We start from the raw sequence: 18,997 nt of genomic DNA, 5'->3' as shown, positions 1-18,997 counted from the left end.
GGCAGAGCGAAAGATTGATGCTTTGTGGGATGCAGTAGGCGCTTTGGTTCCCTGCTTCACACCCTCAGAATGCGCGAACTACTTCAGAGCTGCCGGATATGACCCGGATTGAACAGGATCTGCTCTAGGACGAACTCTCCAGACGGTAGCGGGTGCCTGGATAGAGAAGACGAACGGATGTGACGATCCTGTCTGCGGACCACGTGCGCCGGCGGATCAGCAGACAGGGCTCGGAACGAGCGATCGCTAGGTGCTTGCATTCCCACGGCTGTGGAAGCACGGCCTCAACGAATTGTTCCGTATGGGAGATCGGTGCTATCAGCGTCAGATAGGCATTGGGCGTCGTGATCTGGAAATTCTGGCTGAGATAGTCCGGCGCCACCGCAGGGTTGACGAAGCGATCCTCCAACTGGATCGGCACGTCATCTTCGTGATGCAGAATAACGGAATGGAAGGCCGGCATGCCGACTTCGATCTTCATGGCTTCCGCGAGTTCGTGCCCGCAGACCTCGGTCTGGGCGAGGATGACCTGAGGCCTGTGGGTGGAACCCCGCTCCGCAATTTCGTCGGCGATATTGCGGACACCCATGAATGGCGCGCTTCGCTTCTTGTTTGCCACGAAGGATCCACGGCCCTGCACCCTGACGATCACGCCTTCCATGGCAAGTTCTCTCAAGGCACGATTGGCCGTCATGCGGCTGACGTTCAGTGTTTCGGCAATTTCATTTTCGGAAGGCACGCGATGATGCGCGGGCCATTCGCCGGTTTCGATCCGCTTCTTGATGTCCGCTTTTAGCCGCTCATAAATCGGAAGCTCGCGTGAACCCGAAGCGGGGGTGGTCTGGTCGCCCTCGATCATGCTCGGTTCTCCTCGATGATGCCGTCACGTGCATACAAAATACGCACCGAAAATAAAGCGTAAAGTTTTTGCAGGCCACTTGCTCCTTCGCAAAAACTCTGCCATGTTCCCTATACAACTTGTTGAGGTCGAGTAAATGGCGGCATCTCAAACTCTCCTGTGCAGACAGATTTTGCTTCCGGAAGGTTGGGCGTCCGACGTGGTCTTGACCATCAGCGGCGAAGGACGGATTGCCGCGATCGACAGCAATGCGGAGGTAAAGTCATCCCTCGTTGAAGCAGCCGGTCCGGTCGTTCCAGCCTTGGCAAATCTGCATTCCCACGCTTTCCAGCGAGCTATGGCCGGGCTTGCGGAACTGGCAGGGTCGACGGATGACAGTTTCTGGACCTGGCGTGACGCGATGTATCGGCTCGTCGGTAGGATGTCTCCAGATGACATCGAGGCTGTCGCCACCAAGTTGTACAGTGAACTTCTCAAGGGTGGCTTCGGTCGCGTCGTCGAATTTCATTACTTCCATCATGCTCTTGGAGGTCGCCATTATGCCAGCGTGGGAGAGACATCCCAGCGAATTCTACGCGCTGCGCAAGCCGCTGGCATAGGTCTTACCCATCTGCCGGTCTTTTATGCCCATGCGGGTTTTGGCGGAACTGAACCGGGCGAAGGGCAGCGCCCTTTTATCCATGATGTCGACCAATTTCTCGCGCTTTTGCAGGCACTGAAACCCGATTGCGAGGCTGCGGGCGCAACACTGGGTCTTGCGATCCATTCGCTGCGGGCCGCGACGCCGGACGAAATGCGGGCTATCCTGGCGGCCGAAGAAACCGGCGGTCCAATCCATATCCATGTCGCCGAGCAGGAGCGCGAGGTCGAGGATTGCCTCGCTTGGAGCGGACGTCGACCGGTGGAATTCCTGCTCGACGAGATGCCGGTGGACGACAGGTGGTGCGCCATTCATGCCACGCATATGACCGCGGACGAGACCAGGCGGCTTGCTCGCTCGGGGGCGGTGGCCGGTCTTTGTCCGGCAACTGAAGCCAATCTGGGCGACGGAATTTTTCCCGCAACGGATTTCGCCGGCTTTGGCGGGCGTTTCGGCATCGGTACCGATAGTCATGTCGCCACGACGGTTGCGGAAGAGCTGCGACTTTTGGAATACGGGCAGAGGTTGCGCGATCGTCGCCGCAACCGGATCGCCAGCGGTTCGGGCGCATCCATTGGCAGGACCCTGTTCGAGGCGGCGCTTGCCGGAGGCGGCCAGGCGGCAGGAATGCGCTCCAGCGGTATCCGCGTCGGGGCAAGGGCCGATCTTGTGGTCCTTGACGGCAATAATCCATTCATCGGCGCGGCTTCCGGCGATCAGATCCTCGGCCGTTGGCTGTTTGCGCTAGGAGCCGAAGTGGTTCGCGACGTGATGGCCGCAGGACAATGGGTGGTCCGCGAGGGCCGCCACACGAATGAGGAGGCAATCGATAATGCGTTCCGGGAGGTTCTTCTGAAACTGGCCTAGGCCTTCAACTTGCACCAACTCATGAGCAAACAAAAAGGGGAATTTTCATGCTGAGTGCCAAACTGAAATACACACTGCTTGCCGCCGGAGTGATGCTCGGAGGCTCCGTCACCGGTGCCAACGCTGCTACCTATTGCGCAGACGGCAAGACCGTCACGTTTGCCGGCATCGATTGGGAGAGCGGCGCCCTCATCACTGAAGTGATGAAGGCGATCCTGTCCAAAGGTTATGATTGCAAGGTGGACTCGATCCCCGGCAATTCCGTCACGCTGGAGCAGGCAACTGCCAACAATGACGTGCAAATCTTCGCCGAGGAATGGATTGGCCGTTCCGATGTCTGGAACAATGCAGCCGCTGCCGGCCAGGTCACTTCGGTCGGCAAGACGTTTGTCGGTGCTTCCGAAGGCTGGTTCGTGCCGGAATATCTCGTCAAGGGAGACCAGGAACGGGGCGTCAAGCCGCTTGCGCCCGACCTGAAGAGCGTCTCGCAGCTTTCCGATCCGAAAATCGTTGAGCTGTTCAAGGATCCGGAAGAACCTTCCAAGGGTCGCTTCCTCAACTGCCCGTCCGGCTGGACTTGCGAGGGTGTCAACACCGCCAAGCTCGAGGCCTACAAGCTGACGGATGCCTACGTGAACTTCCGCCCGGGCACGGGAACTGCGCTCGATGCGGCCATCAGTTCGGCGTATCTGCAGGGCGAGCCGGTGCTTTTTTACTATTGGAGCCCGACGGCGGTCATGGGCAAGTTCAAGCTGGTTCAGCTTGAGGAGCCCGCCTACGACGAAGCCTGCTGGAAGGAGCTGACAAGCGCCACTGGCAAGCGCGAAGCCGGCTGCGCCTTCCCGGCGGTCGAAGTGGCCTACGGCGTCAACAGCACCTTTGCCAAGGAGGCGCCTGAAATTATCCAGATCCTGGAAAAGGCGACTTTCCCATTGGAAGAGGTGAATGCGAGCCTCGCCTACATGGTCGATCAGAAGGCTGACGCGGTCGCTGCCGCCAATCAGTTCCTGAAGACCAAGGGTTCTGTTTGGAGCGCCTGGGTTTCGGCCGACGCCAAAGCCAAGATCGAAGCCTCGTTGAAATAGTCTCAGGTGGCCGCGCGTCTCTGCGCGCGGCCACGACCATGCGTCGCGTCGCTTTGATGTTTCAAGCGGGCATGTGGGCGGTTTGCCATTTCAAGGACTTGAGCGATGTTTCCCGATAGCTTCCATATCTCCATCCGCGGGCCGATAAATACGGCGGTGCAGTCGCTGGTGGTCAATTACGGCTTTGTCTTCAAGGCGATTTCACAGACGATCCTGCAGGCCATCCTGTTCATTGAATGGATCGTGCGCGGTTTGCCCTGGTGGCTGGTGATCATCGCCTTCATGGTGCTAACCTGGCAGGCAACCCGCAAGGTTGCACTTGTCGTCATCGTGGCGGTGATGCTGTTTGTGATCGGAGCGCTCGGTCTGTGGGATCTGGCCATGCAGACGCTCGCTTTGATGCTGATGGCAACGCTGATCTCGGTCGCCATCGGTGTACCAATGGGCATATGGCTGGCCAAGAGCCGCCTCATGCGCGGCATCACGCTCCCGGTTCTCGATGTGATGCAGACCATGCCGAGCTTCGTCTACCTCATTCCTGCAATCATGCTTTTCGGACTCGGCAAGGTACCGGCTGTGCTGGCCACCATTGTCTATGCCGTTCCGCCGTTGATCCGATTGACCGATCTCGGTATCCGGCAGGTCGACGGCGAAGTTGTCGAGGCGGCAACTGCCTTCGGCGGCAGTCCGCGGCAGATCCTGTTCGGCGTCGAACTGCCGCTTGCGACGCCGACGATCATGGCGGGCCTCAACCAGACGATCATGATGGCTCTTTCCATGGTCGTGGTGGCTTCCATGATCGGCGCGCGGGGCCTCGGTGAACAGGTATTGAACGGCATTCAGACGCTCGATGTCGGCAAAGGGCTCGAGGCGGGATTGGGTATCGTTATCCTGGCCATCGTACTTGACCGTATCACCCAAGGCTTCGGCGGGTCCAAGCTGGAGGACGGCCAGAATGGCTGAGATAGAGATCCGCAACGTCTTCAAGATCTTCGGCCGAAATTCACGCGAAGCGCTGGCCATGGCGCGCGCCGGTGCCGAGAAGGGCGAAATCCTCGAGCGCACCGGATGCAGTGTTGGTCTGAACGATATCAGTCTGAGGATCGGCGCATCCCGCATCTTTGTGATCATGGGGCTTTCCGGTTCGGGAAAATCAACTTTGGTGCGCCATATCAATCGCCTGATCGAACCGACCAGCGGGCAAATCCTCGTCGACGGTCGCAATGTGCTGGACCTCAATCCGCGCGACCTCAGGCAATTCCGCACCCGCCGCGTTAGCATGGTATTCCAGAGCTTCGGCCTGATGCCGCATCGGACGGTGTTGCAGAACGTGGTCTATGGCCAGCGTGTGCGGGGCTTAAGCAAGGCAGACGCCAATCCGATCGGCATGAAATGGATCGAGACCGTCGGCCTGCTTGGCTATGAACACAAATATCCGCACCAGCTTTCCGGTGGCATGAAGCAGCGCGTCGGCCTGGCGCGGGCGCTGGCCGCCGATACCGACGTGATCCTGATGGACGAGGCCTTTTCGGCGCTGGATCCGCTGATCCGCAGCGATATGCAGGACCAGCTCCTGCAATTGGAAAAGAACCTCTCCAAGACCATCGTCTTCATCACGCACGATCTCGACGAGGCGCTGCGCATCGGCGCGGAGATTGCCATTCTGAAAGACGGTCGGCTCGTGCAGGTCGGTACGCCAAGCCAGATCCTGAATACGCCGGCAGATGACTATGTTGCCCGTTTCGTGCAGCGCCGTGCCGGTGCAGAGGCAGCCCATCATGGTTGATGTTGTCGTTCTCGATAAAGTTTTGACCTGGAAAGAGATTGCGGCAATCGCCAATGGCGCTGAGTTGGTTCTTTCCGCTGAAGCCTGGCAGCGGATTTCAAAGGCGCGCGCGATTGTCGATGCGCTGGTCGAACGGGAAATCCGCGGCTATGGCATTAATACCGGCGTTGGCGCCCTCTGCGATGTCATCATCGATCGTGACGACCAGCAGGTGCTGTCGCGAAACATTCTGCTGAGCCATGCCTGCGGAGTCGGCCAGCCGCTCGGCAAGGCGGAGACGCGTGCGATAATGGCTGCACAGATTGCAAATTTCGCCCACGGCTTTTCCGGCATCAGCGTCGAAGTGGTCAAGTCGCTTCTAGCATTCCTGAACGCGGACTTTCTGTCCATCATCCCCTCCCGCGGCTCGGTCGGTTATCTTACCCATGCCGCCGCGATCGGTCTTGTGCTGATCGGCGAAGGCGAATGCAGGCACGCCGGTGAATTGATCGCAGGACGCGAGGCGCTGAAGCGGCTCGGTCTGGAACCGGTTACGCTGAAGGCGAAGGAAGGTCTCAGCCTCGTCAATGGCACGCCCTGTGCGACCGGTCTTGGTGCGCTGGCGCTTTCGCGATTCTTGCATCTGCTCGACTGGGCGGATGCGGCTGCGGCGATGACATACGAAAACCTCGGTGCTCAGGCTGATCCGTTTGCTGAAATCCCGCTTTCCCTGCGCCATTCCGCCGGACTACAACAGGTCGGACGAAACCTGCGCCAGTGGCTTTCCGGAAGTCAGCTTTTGGCGCAATCGGCCGGAAGCCGGACCCAGGATCCTTTGAGCCTGCGCGCGGTGCCGCAGATCCATGGTGCTGTCCGCGACGCTTTGCGACAGGCCGCGGAGGTCGTCGATCGCGAGCTTTCGAGCGTTACGGACAATCCCATCGTGACCGGCTCCCCGGAAGCGCCGCAGGTGCATTCGCAGGCTCATGCGGTAGGTGCCGGGTTGGGTCTTGCCATGGACAGCGTGGCAACCGCTGCAGCCGAACTCGCGGCAATATCCGAGCGGCGGATCGACCGGTTGGTGAACCCGCTGGTGAGCGGCCTGCCGGCGTTTCTTGCTGCTGGAAGCGGCGTGTGTTCCGGTTTCATGATCATCCAGTACACAGCGGCTGCACTGGTGGCGGAAAACCGCCGTCTCGCCGCGCCCGCAAGCCTCGATGGCGGCATCACGTCCGGTCTGCAGGAAGACATTCTGACCCATGCCACGCCGGCAGCCGACAAGGCGCTGGCGATCCTTGAAAATCTGCAGACCATCCTCGCAATCGAAGTGGCGGCGGCCGCGCAGGCCTATGATCAGCAGCCCGGATCTGCAGCAAAGGCCGCTCGAACGGGACGGCTTTATGACCTTGTCCGGGGGGAGGTGCCCTTTTATCGGGATGATCAGCCGTTGAATGCACTGATTGCCCGGGTTCGCGCCCTCATTGGCATGACCCATATTGGATCGGAAAGCGAGGCGCTATGACTACGCTGCTGCGCAATGCAAGGCTGGCAACCATGTCGCCGACCCACGCTGGGTTGGGAGTGATCGAAGGTGGGGCCATTCTGATCGAAGATGGCCGCATTGCCTATGTTGGCGATGAAAGAGGCGTCCCCGTGACCGATGGCATCGATGTCGTCGACTGCGGCGGTCGCTGGATCACGCCTGGGCTGATCGATTGCCATACCCATCTCGTCCACGCCGGAAACCGCGCGCGGGAATTCGAAATGCGGCTCGCCGGGGCGTCCTACGAGGAAATCGCCCGTGCGGGCGGCGGGATCGTTTCGTCCGTCCGGCAGGTGAGGGGGGCAAACGAAGGAGATCTCGTGGCCGAAAGCCTGCCGCGCCTGGATGCGCTGCTGGCGGAAGGGGTGACCACCGTCGAGATCAAGTCCGGCTATGGCCTGACCGTCGAGGACGAAGGCAAGATGCTGCGCGCGGCGCGTTCTCTGGCGAGCGAGCGCAAGGTCAACGTCACCACCACCTATCTCGGGGCCCATGCGACGCCGGTAGACTACAAGGGCCGCAATGGCGATTTCATCCGCGAGGTGGTGTTGCCGGGGCTTGAAGCCGCCCATGCGCAAGGGCTCGTCGATGCCGTGGATGGTTTTTGCGAAGGCATTGCGTTCTCGCCAGACGAGATGCGAACGGTGTTCGACGCAGCGAGGGCGCATGGCCTTCCGATCAAGCTGCATGCCGACCAGCTTTCCAATCTCCACGGCGCGGCTCTTGCCGCTGACTATGGCGCGCTCTCGGCCGATCACCTGGAATATACCGACAGCGAAGGCGCTGCCGCCATGACCAGAGCAGGAACGGTCGCTGTACTGCTGCCTGGCGCCTATTATTTCATCCGCGAAACGAAGAAGCCGCCGGTCGATCTGTTCCGCCAGCATGCAACGAAAATGGCCCTTGCCACAGACTGCAACCCGGGCACATCGCCGCTGACCTCGCTCCTGCTGACCATGAACATGGGCGCTACTCTCTTTCACCTGACGGTGGAGGAATGCCTGGCCGGTGTGACCCGGGAGGCGGCGCGGGCGCTCGGCCGTTTGGACAGTATCGGCACCATTGAAGCCGGCAAACAGGCGGATCTCGCCATCTGGAATATCGAGAGCCCCGCCGAGCTCGTTTACCGGATCGGCTTCAATCCGCTGCATCGGCGGATCTGGCGGGGCGAGCTGGCCTCCACATCCATGTCAGGAGTTTCATCGTGACGATCACACTTCATCCCGGTCGGGTTTCCCTGGCCGAACTGGCGACGATCTACTGGAATACCGGGCGTGCCGTACTGGATCGCAGCTTTGATGCTGGCATTGAACGCGCGGCTGCCCGGATTGCCACCATCGCAGCCGGCAACGAACCGGTCTATGGCGTCAACACCGGGTTTGGAAAACTGGCATCGATCAAGATCGACGCCAGCGATACGGCAACGCTGCAGCGCAATCTGATCTTGTCGCATTGCTGCGGGGTTGGCGTGCCGCTGCCGGAAAACATCGTCCGCCTCATCATGGCGCTGAAGCTGGTGTCGCTTGGCCGTGGCGCTTCCGGCGTGCGGCTCGAACTGGTGCGCCTGATCGAGGATATGCTGGAAAAGGGAGTGATACCGCTGATCCCGGAAAAAGGATCTGTCGGCGCATCCGGGGACCTGGCGCCGCTCGCGCATATGGCGGCGGTAATGATGGGCGAGGCCGAAGCCTTTTTTGAAGGCGAACGGCTGCCGGGCGGTGTCGCACTGGAGCGCGCCGGGCTGACCCCGGTCATTCTTGCCGCCAAGGAAGGGCTTGCGCTGATCAACGGCACTCAGGTTTCGACGGCTCTGGCGCTTGCCGGCCTTTTTCGCGCCCATCGGGCCGCTCAGGCCGCTTTGATCACCGGCGCGCTTTCGACCGACGCGGCGATGGGTTCGTCCGCACCATTTATAGCCGACATTCACATGTTGCGTGGCCACAGGGGCCAGATCGATACGGCTACGGCACTGCGTGGCCTGCTCGCCGGCTCGGTCATCCGGGAAAGCCATCTGCAGGGTGACGAGCGAGTGCAGGATCCATACTGCATCCGCTGCCAGCCGCAAGTCGACGGTGCTTGCCTGGATTTGCTGCGCATGGCCGGCCGGACGCTCGAAATCGAGGCCAATGCCGTCACCGACAACCCGCTGGTTCTATCCGACGACAGCGTCGTTTCCGGGGGCAATTTCCATGCCGAACCGGTGGCCTTTGCCGCAGACCAGATCGCCATTGCCGTTTGCGAAATCGGCGCGATCGCTCAGCGCCGCATAGCGCTTTTGGTTGATCCGGCCCTTTCCTACGGTCTTCCGGCCTTCCTGGCCAAGAAGCCGGGGTTGAATTCCGGCCTGATGATTGCCGAAGTCACGTCGGCTGCCCTGATGAGCGAAAACAAGCAGATGGCTCATCCCGCCTCGGTGGATTCGACACCTACTTCGGCCAACCAGGAAGACCACGTTTCCATGGCCTGCCACGGTGCCCGCCGACTACTGCAGATGACGGAGAACCTCTTCGGCATCATTGGCATCGAAGCAGTGACTGCGGCGCAAGGGGTGGATTTCCGCGCACCGCTGACCACCGGGCCGGAGCTGCAGAACGCAGTTGCCACTTTGCGCGCGGTCGTTCGGACCCTCGAAGAGGACCGCTTCATGGCGCCGGATCTTGCTGCGGCAAGTGCTCTCGTGGCGGACGGGTCACTTGCCGCCAGCGTCTCGGACGGTCTGCTTCCGGGATTGGAGGGCTGACATGGCGGTCTTCGAAATCATTCAGGGCACATCCCCGGTCATTCTCGCTTTCCCCCACACAGGGACAGAGGTTCCACCGGACGTTCGTGGGCGTCTGAACGAGAACGGACGGTTGCTGGCGGACACCGACTGGCACATCCACAATCTCTATTCCGGCCTGCTGCCCCAGGTGACGACAGTGCGGGCGACCTTCCATCGCTATGTGATCGATGCCAACCGCGATCCCACCGGAACGAGCCTGTACCCGGGCCAGAATACGACGGGTCTGATCCCCGAAACGGACTTCGACGGGAAGCCCATCTGGAAACCAGGCGGGGAACCGACCAAGGCCGACACCGACTATCGGCTGCAACACTTTCACGCTCCATATCACGCAGCCCTTCTTGCCGAGATCGAACGCGTCCAGGCAATTCATGGTGTCGCCGTGCTCTATGATTGCCATTCCATTCGTTCACTCATTCCGTTCCTGTTTGAAGGACGGCTGCCCGATTTCAACATCGGCACGGATATGGGCCGTACTTGCGATCCTCGTATCGAGGCGGCTGCCGTCGAGGTGGCCCGGTCCGCCGAAGGCTACACGGCAATAGTCAACGGCCGCTTCAAGGGGGGCTGGACGACCCGCCACTACGGCCGGCCGGAAACGGGCGTCCATGCGATCCAGATGGAGCTTTCGCAGATTTCACATCTGGCCACCGAAGAACCACCCTTCGCCTATGACGAGAAGAAGGCCGAGCAGCTGCGCTTACACCTGAAAGAGCTCCTGACACGCATTGAGTCCGTTGCGGATCAATTGAAGACCAAGGGAAATTAAGATGAGCAACCCACGCCACAACATCCGCGAAGTCCGTGCACCGCAAGGCACCGAGTTGAACGCCAAAAGCTGGATGACCGAAGCGCCGCTGCGCATGCTGATGAACAACCTCGATCCGGACGTTGCCGAACGTCCGCATGAACTGGTGGTCTATGGCGGTATCGGCCGTGCCGCTCGCACCTGGGAGGATTTCGACCGCATCGTCGCAACGCTGAAGACGCTGACGGAGGAGGAAACTCTTGTCGTGCAGTCCGGCAAGCCGGTCGGTGTGTTCCGCACGCACAAGGACGCGCCGCGTGTTCTGATCGCCAATTCGAACCTTGTCCCGCATTGGGCAACCTGGGAACATTTCAACGAACTCGACCGCAAGGGTTTGGCCATGTATGGCCAGATGACGGCTGGTTCCTGGATCTATATCGGCACGCAAGGCATCGTACAGGGAACATACGAGACCTTCGTGGAAGCCGGCCGCCAACACTATGGCGGCAACCTGAAGGGAAAGTGGATCTTGACCGGCGGTCTCGGCGGCATGGGCGGAGCCCAGCCGCTTGCGGCCGTCATGGCCGGCGCCTGCTGCCTCGCCGTCGAATGCGATGAGACACGCGTCGACTTCCGCCTGCGCACCCGTTATGTCGATGCCAAGGCGCATACGTTGGATGAAGCGCTCGCGCTGATCGACCAATGGACCAAGGCTGGGGAAGCCAAGTCTGTCGGCCTTATCGGCAATGCTGCCGAGATTTTCCCCGAACTGGTTCGCCGCGGCGTTAAACCCGACATCGTGACTGACCAGACCTCGGCTCATGACCCGATTCATGGCTATCTGCCGATCGGCTGGACGGTCGCCGAGTGGCGGGCGAAGCAGGAAAGCGATCCGAAGGCGGTTGAAACCGCTGCCCGGGCCTCGATGAAGATCCATGTCGCGGCCATGGTCGATTTTTGGAACTCAGGCGTTCCGACGCTCGATTACGGCAACAATATCCGCCAGGTTGCCAAGGAAGAGGGGCTGGAAAACGCCTTTGCTTTTCCGGGCTTTGTGCCTGCCTATATCCGCCCGCTGTTTTGCCGTGGGATCGGGCCCTTCCGTTGGGCAGCACTCTCCGGCGACCCGGAGGACATCTACAAGACCGATGCGAAGGTGAAGGAATTGCTGCCGGACAACAAGCACCTGCACAACTGGCTGGACATGGCCCGCGAGCGCATCGCCTTCCAAGGTCTGCCGGCGCGCATATGCTGGGTGGGTCTGGGCGATCGTCACCGCCTGGCGCTGGCCTTCAACGAAATGGTCAAGAATGGTGAGCTGAAGGCGCCTGTTGTCATCGGCCGTGATCACCTTGACAGCGGTTCGGTTGCTTCACCGAACCGCGAGACGGAAGCCATGAAGGACGGATCGGACGCGGTGTCCGACTGGCCGCTTCTCAATGCCCTGCTGAACTGCGCCTCCGGCGCGACATGGGTCTCACTGCACCACGGCGGCGGCGTCGGCATGGGTTTCTCTCAGCATTCGGGTGTCGTCATCTGCGCCGACGGGTCCGACGACGCTGCGAAGCGCCTGGAGCGGGTTCTTTGGAACGATCCGGCCACCGGCGTAATGCGCCATGCGGACGCGGGTTACGAGATCGCGCTCGAATGCGCGAAGGAAAAGGGCCTGCGTCTGCCGGGCATTCTCGGCAACTAGGACCGGAGATGCATCTTCTCAAAGCAGACAGGCATAGGGCCATGCCCTGGAAAAATGGCAAGGGCGTCACCCGCGAGGTGGCCTCCGAACCCTTGCCTGGCGATCCAGCCGGCCGTTTTCTATGGCGCATCAGCCTGGCGACAGTGGAGGGCGAGAGTGATTTCTCGCCCTTTCCCGGCATTGACCGGACGATCGTGGTCCTTGCCGGCGACGGTATGCAGCTGAAGGTGGATGGCGTCAAGCAACCTGAAATGCGGGCATTGTGCGACCCCTTTCCATTCTCCGGCGATAGTGAGGTCTCCGCGCGGTGTTTGGCCGGCCCGATCACCGACCTCAACGTCATGACGTTTCGCGGCCACGCATGGCATCGAGTGCAACGATATGCCTTTGACGGTTCCCTTGTACTCAGTAGCGTTAAGGCACTATCCGCGATCGTCTTTACGGGCGCCTGTACAGTCAGGGTGGATGGAATCGAGCTTGCGGCGGAAGGACAAGACGTCCTTTGCTCGATCGTTGCGAATGTGAATGTTCACCTGACCGCCGAGCGGGGCAGTGTCATTTACTTCATCGAAATGGAGCTTCTGCCTTGAGGTGAAGCTGTCGATCGGCTTGCCCAAGCTAGTTCGACTGTTCGTGTTCAGCCCACAGGGCATGGAAGTGCTGAACAGGTCCATGGCCGTTGCCGACGCTGAGCCTGCCGGCCGCGGCTATGGCGCTCGCGAGATAGACCTTGGCGGTGGACACGGCCTCGGCGAGCGGAGCGCCCTTTGCGAGCTCGGCGGCTATCGCGCTGGACAAGGTGCAACCTGTGCCATGGGTGTTTTGCGTGGGAACCCGAACACCGTCGAACCAGTGGCGACCGTTCATGTCGGCCAGGATGTCCGGGCTTTCGGCTGCTTCAAGATGACCACCCTTAACCAATACTGCCTTTGGCCCCAGCCGGAGCAACCGCTCGGCCTGCTCGACCATGTCTGCGCGGTTGACTGCAATCGGCTCCCGTAAAAGGGCTGCCGCCTCCGGCAGATTGGGCGTAACCAACGTGGAGATGGGCACCAGCCGATGGACCAGGACTTCGACCGCATCGGGTGCCAGAAGTGATGCTCCGCCTTTGGCGACCATGACGGGATCGAGCACGATTGGCAGATTGTCATGATAGGGACGAAGCGCATCTGCGACAGCTTCGGCGATTTGGGCATTGGCGATCATGCCGATCTTGACCGCATCGACCCTGATGTCGGCAAAGATGGCCTGGATCTGCTCGGCCACGAAAGTGGGCGGAACGAGATGGATCCCTGTCACCCCGGTGGTGTTTTGTGCGGTCAATGCGGTGAGGACGGCCATTCCAAAGGTGCCACGCGCCGAGAAGGTTTTGAGATCGGCCTGGATGCCGGCGCCACCTGAAGGATCCGAGCCTGCGATGGACAGAACATTGCGGATCATGCGCGCACCTTTTTGATCTCTTCGGCTATTCTTCGGGCAGCTTGTTTCGGGTCCTGCTGACCGCAAATGGCGGAGACCACGGCGATCCCCTGGGCGCCGGCAGCCAGCGCCTTGCCGGCATGTTCCGCCTTGAGGCCTCCGATAGCAACCGCCGGCACTGAAGCGGCAGCCACGATGCGCGCCAATCCATCGAAGCCGATTGGCCGCTTGTGGTCCGGCTTGGTGGGGGTTGCGAAGACCGGGCCTATTCCGACGTAATCGACGATCGATGGATCGACCTGCCGTGCGAGCTCCTCTGTCTCGACCGACACGCCGAGGATCATCGCTTGCCCGACACGCTGGCGGGTTACGGCCGCCCCCATGTCGCTCTGTCCCACATGCACGCCTTCCGCGCCGATGGCGATTGCAGCTTCAACGTCGTCGTTGACGATCAATGGGATGCCGCTGCTTGCGAGCACGGCCTTCAATGCCTGGCCAGTTTCGATCATTTGGGCGGTGCTGGCCTGCTTGTCGCGCAGTTGAACCATGGTGACACCACCCTCCACGGCAAGCCGAGCCGTCTGCACCATGCCGAGGCTATGGCACAACTGAGGGTCCAGCACGAGATAGACGGAGAGATCGAACGCCTTCATGCGACAATCCTCGCCTTGGCATCCAGTGTCTCGGGTAGAAGTGCTGCCAGGCCGTCGAGGAAAAGCGGAGAGAAGGAACCAGGTCCACTGGCGGCGAGGGCGGCTTCCTCGCCCGCCACCGCGAACATTGCGAGTGCGGCCACCGTTGCGTCAAAGGGTTGGTCTGGTCGTGCTGCGACAAAAGCACCAACCAAGGCCGTCAGCGAACAACCCAATGCGGTGACGCGCGGCATAAGATCGGAGCCGCCCAGGATGTGGACGGAGCGATCACCATCGGTGACGAAATCCTGTTCGCCAGTCACGGCCACGACGCAGACATGACGACGAGCGAGCGCAACAGCCGCTCCTTCGGCTTTTTCGGTTCTGTCGCCGCTGTCGACGCCCTGGCCGCTCGACTGGCTGCCGGCAAGTGCCATGATCTCCGACGCATTGCCGCGGATGACCGTGGGCTTCAGCGACAGCAATTCTTCAACCGCAGCGCTGCGATAGGCCGTAGCAAAATGCGCGACCGGATCCAGGATCCAGGGCTTGCGGGCCTCGCCGGCCGCTTTTGCCGCTTCCTTCATGCCGGATAGGAAGTCCGGCGAAAGCGTGCCGATGTTGATCGTCAGCGCCGCGGCGATGCGAGCAAAGTCCCCGGCTTCCTCCTTCGTATGCACCATGGCTGGCGAGGCACCGGCCGCGAGCATCACATTGGCCGCGATGTTCATAGCCACGAAATTGGTGATGTTCTGCACAAGAGGGTTCTTTTGGCGCATGGCCGCTAGAATCTGGCCTGGAGTCTCTATCATCTGCATCCTCGCCTTTTTCGGGCGGAGCGGACGCAGGGCGCAAAATCAGAAAAGCCCGGGCGACTCCCTCCGCCAGCATGATCTGGTTCAGGTTCAAAGGGTGCTTCTCAGCCCGGCAAAACCGGACGCCCCTGTCTGGAGACAGGACTAGCCCTATGTCGCCATGGACGCCAGCTAATTTTTTTCAATAAACCGCTTGTAGCTCCAGTCGCTAGAGGTTGTAGATAGGTTGCTCGATCCCAGACGGAGAGAGAAATGACGACGAAGAACCAGGCCCGCTACAAGATCGGTGGAATGGATTGCGCAAGTTGCGCAGCAAAGATCGACACGGCGGTGCGCCGCATACCAGGGGTCGAGGGCGTTTCCGTTTCTGTGGCCGCAGGCACGATGATGGTCAGTCATGATGGCACATGCGACCTGCCGGCCATCGAAAAGAAAGTCATCGGCCTTGGTTATTCGTTGCGCGCCCTTGGGCAGAAGGCGCCCCCCGCGGTAGAGCTGCCGGATCATGCTTGTGGTCATGATCATGACAAGCACGACCACGGCAGCCACGGGACGAAAAATGTCGAAGGATTGCATGGGTACGACCTAAGCGAAGGGCCATGGTGGAAGAGCGCCAAAGGGCGTCTGACGATCCTTGCGGGTATTGCGTTGGCAGCAGCTTACGGGGTCGGGCGCCTCGTTCCGGCCTACGATACCTATATCTTCGTCGCCGCCATGCTCATTGGGTTGATACCGATTGCCCGCCGCGCCGTCATGGCTGCATTGGCGGGTACGACGTTCTCGATCGAGATGCTGATGACGGTCGCCGCGCTCGGAGCGGTGATCATCGATGCGTCCGAGGAAGCCGCGGCGGTAGTCTTCCTGTTTCTGGTCGGCGAGCTTCTGGAAGGCGTCGCGGCCGGCAAAGCGCGCCAGAGCATTCGGAGCCTGACGGCACTGGTGCCGAAGACTGCACTGCTGGAAGCAGACGGCAAGACACGCGAAGTGCCGGCAGAAGATCTTAGCGTTGGGTCGATCATCCTCGTGCGGCCAGGCGACCGCATCTCTGCGGACGGTGTTATCGTCGCCGGCGAAAGTGCGATCAATGAAGCGCCGGTGACGGGCGAGAGTATACCGGCTGTAAAGACTGTCGGCGATGCGGTCTTCGCTGGCACGGTGAACGGAGATGCGGCGCTACGCGTCGAGGTGACGGCGGCTTCGGCTGATAATACGATCGCCCGGATCGTGCGGTTGGTCGAGGAGGCGCAGGAAAGCAAGGCGCCGACCGAACGCTTCATCGACCGCTTTTCACGCTACTACACGCCAGCTGTCGTACTCGTCGCGGGGTTGGTTGCTGTGTTGCCGCCGCTCATCGCAGGTGGGGCCTGGGATGCCTGGATCTACAAAGGGCTTGCGATTCTGCTGATCGGCTGCCCTTGCGCTTTGGTCATTTCGACGCCCGCAGCAATCGCTGCGTCGCTTTCCTCCGGCGCCCGACGCGGTCTGCTGATGAAGGGCGGCGCGGTACTCGAAACGGTGGGCAAGGTCACAGCCATTGCATTCGACAAAACCGGTACGCTGACCGCCGGCAAGCCGCGGGTAACCGATGTGATTGCCTTCGGCCGCAACGCCGATGAGGTTCTGCGTATCGCTGCTGCGCTCGAAACCGGGTCCAGCCATCCGCTGGCAATGGCCATTCTCACCAAGGCGGCGGACGATGAAGTGGACATTCCCGGCGCGAGCAGCGCAAAGGCCTTTGGTGGCGAGGGAGTAACGGCCGTCATCGAAGGCCAGGAGGCCTTCTTGGGGTCGCCGAAAGCAGCGGCAGATCGGGTTTCGCTGTCCATGGCGCATCGGCGGCAGATCGCCGGCCTCAATGATGAGGGCAAGACCGTGTCCGTGCTGATCGTGGGCGGCGTGCTGGCAGGCGCCATCGCCATGCGCGACGAGCCGCGGCCCGACGCAAAGGCCGGACTGAAAGCGCTGACCGATGCCGGTGTCAAAACACTCATGCTGACCGGTGACAACGCTCGTACCGCCAGTGCGATCGGCAAGGACCTCGGCATTGAGGTGCATGCGGAGCTGATGCCTGAGGACAAGCGACGGATCGTGGGCGACCTGAAGGGAAAAGGCTTTACGGTCGGCAAAGTGGGTGACGGGATCAATGATGCGCCGGCGCTTGCCGCGGCGGATATCGGCATCGCCATGGGCGGTGGCACGGACGTGGCGCTCGAAACGGCCGACGCTGCGGTACTGCACGGCCGCGTCGGCGACATCGCCGACATGATCGAGCTGTCGAAGCGTACAATGCGGAACATTCACCAGAACATTGCCATTGCTCTCGGCCTGAAGGCGGTCTTTCTGGTAACGACAGTTCTGGGTGTGACCGGGCTCTGGCCGGCAATTCTGGCTGATACCGGAGCGACCGTGCTGGTTACGATCAATGCGCTCCGTCTGTTACGCGGTCGGTGACAGGATGGCAAAAGCCTCATAGGGTTTGAGTTCTACAATCGGGTCGAGATTGTCGATAGGCTGGCAATTTGAGATCAGGCATTGACCGCTCGTCTTGAGCTCGTCCGGTATGGTCAGTGATACTTGCCGTGCGGTGAAATTGGCTATGACCACCAGCCGCTCGTGGTCCAGGCTGCGGGAATAGACAAAAACGTCCGGATGCTGATCCAGCCAGGACTGGTAAAGCCCATAGACGATGACCGGATGAGCTTTCCTTAGGGCAATTAGCTGCCGATAGTGGTTCCAGACCGAACGTTCGTCGGTCATGGCGGCTTCCGCGTTGATCGTCGTATAGTTGGGATTGACCTCAATCCAGGGCACCCCGGAGGAAAAGCCGCCATGGGGTGCGGCGCTCCATTGCATCGGCGTGCGTGCATTGTCGCGGGCATTGTCGTTCGCCCCTTTGATGAACTCCTCGGGGGAAAGTCCAGCCTCCATATGCAGGCGGTGCATGTTGAGGGTCTCGATATCCCGATATTGATCTATCTTGGTGAAGGGGACGTTGGTCATCCCGATCTCTTCACCCTGATAGATGAAGGGCGTGCCTTTTAGCAGATGCAGCACCGTCGCCAGCATTTTGGCGGATTCAGACGGATAGCCGGTTGAGTCGCCATACTTGGAGACGGCACGCGGCAAGTCGTGATTTCCCCAGAAAAGCGAGTTCCATCCGTCTTCCGACAACGCATATTGCCATTTGCTCAATACCGACTTCAGCTTCACGAGGTCGAAAGGTTTGGAGCGCCACTTGCCGTAGACTTCGTCCCATTGCTGTGTGACGTGCTCGAACTGAAAGACCATCGAAAGCTCGTTGCGATCGCGTCCTGTATAGAGCAAGGCCGAACCCGGCGTCGCGCTCCAGGCTTCGCCGACGGTGAGGATGTTGCGGCCACCGAAAGTCTCGCGATTCATTTCCTGCAGATAGTCATGCAGGTGCGGACCGTCCTTCACCAGTTCCTGATCGACCTGCTTGCCGATATAGTCGATGACGTCCATTCGAAAGCCGGCGATGCCGCGTTCCAGCCACCAGTTCATCATGTCGTAGATTTCTCGCCGGACCTTCGGGTTTTCCCAATTGAGATCCGGTTGGCGACGGGAGAAGAGGTGGAGATAATACTCTCCAGTTTGAGGATCGAGCGTCCAGGCCGGTCCGCCGAAGGATGACATGAGACCGTTCGGAGGACCGCCATCGGGGCCTGGTTTGCGCCAGATATAGAAGTCGCGATAGGGATTGCTGGGGGACTTGCGGGATTCGAGAAACCAGGGATGTTCGTCGGACGTGTGGTTGACGACCAGGTCCAGGACAATCCCGATGCCGCGCGTCCTCGCCTCGGCTACCAAATGGTCGAAATCTGCCAGGGTACCGAATTCGGGAGCAATGTCCTGGTAGTCGGAGATGTCGTAGCCATTGTCGTCCATCGGCGACTTGTAGATGGGCGAGAGCCAGATGACGTCGACGCCAAGGTTTTTCAGATAGTCCAGTTTGGAGGCAATACCCGGAAGATCCCCGATGCCATCTCCATTGCTGTCGGCGAAGCTGCGCGGATAGATCTGATAGACGGTAGCCGTGTGCCACCACTTGCGCTCCATCGCAGGTGACGTCGGTTGCTCGGCCATAGCCGCGGGCTGATGCGGGATCTGATTCATACGGTCGTCTCT

At 60.6% G+C, this 18,997-nt stretch carries 16 protein-coding genes, 1 pseudogene and 1 riboswitch; of the genes and pseudogenes, 12 read left to right on the top strand and 5 right to left on the bottom strand.

Translation table 11 applies throughout. The features are described 5' to 3' along the window. A pseudogene (locus C5L13_RS27350) lies at positions 1–112 on the top strand (IS630 family transposase); the annotation flags it as partial. Positions 113–124: 12 nt separating this feature from the next. On the opposite strand, the gene hutC reads toward C5L13_RS27350, so the two are convergent. Further along, positions 125–859, bottom strand: a complete 735-nt coding sequence (gene hutC, locus C5L13_RS27345; RefSeq protein ID WP_105386433.1) for a histidine utilization repressor — start codon at positions 857–859, stop codon at positions 125–127. Between the two features lie 136 nt (positions 860–995). Between hutC and hutF the strand changes: the two genes are divergently transcribed. The 10 genes from hutF to C5L13_RS27295 all read left to right on the top strand — a co-directional run bounded on the left by hutF (position 996) and on the right by C5L13_RS27295 (position 12,575). Continuing rightward, positions 996–2,366, top strand: a complete 1,371-nt coding sequence (gene hutF, locus C5L13_RS27340) for a formimidoylglutamate deiminase (protein WP_105386432.1) — start codon at positions 996–998, stop codon at positions 2,364–2,366. Positions 2,367–2,413: 47 nt separating this feature from the next. Then, complete coding sequence (locus C5L13_RS27335; protein ID WP_105386431.1) at positions 2,414–3,451, top strand: ABC transporter substrate-binding protein; 1,038 nt, start codon at positions 2,414–2,416, stop codon at positions 3,449–3,451. 105 nt (positions 3,452–3,556) lie between these two features. Continuing rightward, the gene (locus tag C5L13_RS27330) at positions 3,557–4,414 is read left to right on the top strand and encodes an ABC transporter permease (protein ID WP_105386430.1); all 858 of its coding nucleotides are present in this window, start codon (positions 3,557–3,559) and stop codon (positions 4,412–4,414) included. Beyond that, positions 4,407–5,237, top strand: coding sequence for a quaternary amine ABC transporter ATP-binding protein (locus C5L13_RS27325; RefSeq protein WP_105386429.1), 831 nt, complete (start codon positions 4,407–4,409; stop codon positions 5,235–5,237). The genes C5L13_RS27330 and C5L13_RS27325 overlap by 8 nt, the downstream gene beginning before the upstream one ends. Further along, positions 5,230–6,738, top strand: a complete 1,509-nt coding sequence (locus C5L13_RS27320) for an HAL/PAL/TAL family ammonia-lyase (protein WP_105386428.1) — start codon at positions 5,230–5,232, stop codon at positions 6,736–6,738. The genes C5L13_RS27325 and C5L13_RS27320 overlap by 8 nt, the downstream gene beginning before the upstream one ends. Next, positions 6,735–7,967: an imidazolonepropionase gene (gene hutI, locus C5L13_RS27315; protein ID WP_105386427.1), complete on the top strand. Its 1,233-nt coding sequence runs from the start codon at positions 6,735–6,737 to the stop codon at positions 7,965–7,967. The genes C5L13_RS27320 and hutI overlap by 4 nt, the downstream gene beginning before the upstream one ends. Further along, positions 7,964–9,499, top strand: coding sequence for a histidine ammonia-lyase (gene hutH / locus C5L13_RS27310; RefSeq protein WP_105386426.1), 1,536 nt, complete (start codon positions 7,964–7,966; stop codon positions 9,497–9,499). The genes hutI and hutH overlap by 4 nt, the downstream gene beginning before the upstream one ends. A 1-nt stretch (position 9,500) precedes the next feature. Continuing rightward, entirely contained in the window at positions 9,501–10,310 is an 810-nt protein-coding gene (hutG, locus tag C5L13_RS27305; protein ID WP_105386425.1) for an N-formylglutamate deformylase, read from the top strand. A gap of 1 nt (position 10,311) precedes the next feature. Further along, entirely contained in the window at positions 10,312–11,985 is a 1,674-nt protein-coding gene (gene hutU / locus C5L13_RS27300; RefSeq protein ID WP_105386424.1) for a urocanate hydratase, read from the top strand. 8 nt (positions 11,986–11,993) lie between these two features. Beyond that, positions 11,994–12,575, top strand: a complete 582-nt coding sequence (locus C5L13_RS27295; RefSeq protein WP_158693546.1) for a HutD/Ves family protein — start codon at positions 11,994–11,996, stop codon at positions 12,573–12,575. Positions 12,576–12,603: 28 nt separating this feature from the next. Here the strand turns inward: C5L13_RS27295 and thiD are convergent, their stop codons facing one another. From thiD to thiM, 3 genes are read right to left on the bottom strand one after another with little or no spacing between them, the layout of a single operon-like run. Next, the gene (thiD, locus tag C5L13_RS27290) at positions 12,604–13,425 is read right to left on the bottom strand and encodes a bifunctional hydroxymethylpyrimidine kinase/phosphomethylpyrimidine kinase (protein ID WP_105386422.1); all 822 of its coding nucleotides are present in this window, start codon (positions 13,423–13,425) and stop codon (positions 12,604–12,606) included. Further along, on the bottom strand, positions 13,422–14,057 hold the full coding sequence (gene thiE / locus C5L13_RS27285) for a thiamine phosphate synthase (protein WP_105386421.1): 636 nt from the start codon (positions 14,055–14,057) through the stop codon (positions 13,422–13,424). The genes thiD and thiE overlap by 4 nt, the downstream gene beginning before the upstream one ends. Continuing rightward, positions 14,054–14,854, bottom strand: a complete 801-nt coding sequence (thiM, locus tag C5L13_RS27280; RefSeq protein WP_105386420.1) for a hydroxyethylthiazole kinase — start codon at positions 14,852–14,854, stop codon at positions 14,054–14,056. Before thiM ends, thiE begins: the two co-directional genes overlap by 4 nt. Before the next feature lie 41 nt (positions 14,855–14,895). Then, a riboswitch (TPP riboswitch) is annotated at positions 14,896–14,991 on the bottom strand. Positions 14,992–15,103: 112 nt separating this feature from the next. Here thiM and C5L13_RS27275 point away from each other — a divergent pair. Then, the gene (locus tag C5L13_RS27275) at positions 15,104–17,302 is read left to right on the top strand and encodes a heavy metal translocating P-type ATPase (RefSeq protein ID WP_105386419.1); all 2,199 of its coding nucleotides are present in this window, start codon (positions 15,104–15,106) and stop codon (positions 17,300–17,302) included. Here the strand turns inward: C5L13_RS27275 and C5L13_RS27270 are convergent. Next, on the bottom strand, positions 17,288–18,955 hold the full coding sequence (locus tag C5L13_RS27270; protein WP_455363820.1) for a glycoside hydrolase family 13 protein: 1,668 nt from the start codon (positions 18,953–18,955) through the stop codon (positions 17,288–17,290). The genes C5L13_RS27275 and C5L13_RS27270 overlap by 15 nt on opposite strands. Between the last annotated feature and the right edge of the window lie 42 nt (positions 18,956–18,997).

Source organism: Neorhizobium alkalisoli, from assembly GCF_002968635.1.
Classification (GTDB): domain Bacteria; phylum Pseudomonadota; class Alphaproteobacteria; order Rhizobiales; family Rhizobiaceae; genus Neorhizobium; species Neorhizobium alkalisoli.
The sequence above is the reverse complement of the archived record's forward strand: the minus strand, read 5'-3'. Positions and strand labels throughout refer to the sequence as shown.

Bases quoted from the DNA above. Each gene is read 5' to 3' on its own strand.
- C5L13_RS27320 (WP_105386428.1), top strand. From the start codon at position 5,230: ATGGTTGATGTTGTCGTTCTCGATAAAGTTTTGACCTGGAAAGAGATT.
- thiD (WP_105386422.1), bottom strand. From the start codon at position 13,425: ATGATCCGCAATGTTCTGTCCATCGCAGGCTCGGATCCTTCAGGTGGC.
- thiM (WP_105386420.1), bottom strand. From the start codon at position 14,854: ATGCAGATGATAGAGACTCCAGGCCAGATTCTAGCGGCCATGCGCCAA.
- C5L13_RS27270 (WP_455363820.1), bottom strand. From the start codon at position 18,955: ATGGCCGAGCAACCGACGTCACCTGCGATGGAGCGCAAGTGGTGGCAC.
- C5L13_RS27330 (WP_105386430.1), top strand. From the start codon at position 3,557: ATGTTTCCCGATAGCTTCCATATCTCCATCCGCGGGCCGATAAATACG.
- hutC (WP_105386433.1), bottom strand. From the start codon at position 859: ATGATCGAGGGCGACCAGACCACCCCCGCTTCGGGTTCACGCGAGCTT.
- hutG (WP_105386425.1), top strand. From the start codon at position 9,501: ATGGCGGTCTTCGAAATCATTCAGGGCACATCCCCGGTCATTCTCGCT.
- hutI (WP_105386427.1), top strand. From the start codon at position 6,735: ATGACTACGCTGCTGCGCAATGCAAGGCTGGCAACCATGTCGCCGACC.
- C5L13_RS27325 (WP_105386429.1), top strand. From the start codon at position 4,407: ATGGCTGAGATAGAGATCCGCAACGTCTTCAAGATCTTCGGCCGAAAT.
- C5L13_RS27335 (WP_105386431.1), top strand. From the start codon at position 2,414: ATGCTGAGTGCCAAACTGAAATACACACTGCTTGCCGCCGGAGTGATG.
- C5L13_RS27295 (WP_158693546.1), top strand. From the start codon at position 11,994: ATGCATCTTCTCAAAGCAGACAGGCATAGGGCCATGCCCTGGAAAAAT.
- thiE (WP_105386421.1), bottom strand. From the start codon at position 14,057: ATGAAGGCGTTCGATCTCTCCGTCTATCTCGTGCTGGACCCTCAGTTG.
- hutU (WP_105386424.1), top strand. From the start codon at position 10,312: ATGAGCAACCCACGCCACAACATCCGCGAAGTCCGTGCACCGCAAGGC.
- C5L13_RS27275 (WP_105386419.1), top strand. From the start codon at position 15,104: ATGACGACGAAGAACCAGGCCCGCTACAAGATCGGTGGAATGGATTGC.
- hutF (WP_105386432.1), top strand. From the start codon at position 996: ATGGCGGCATCTCAAACTCTCCTGTGCAGACAGATTTTGCTTCCGGAA.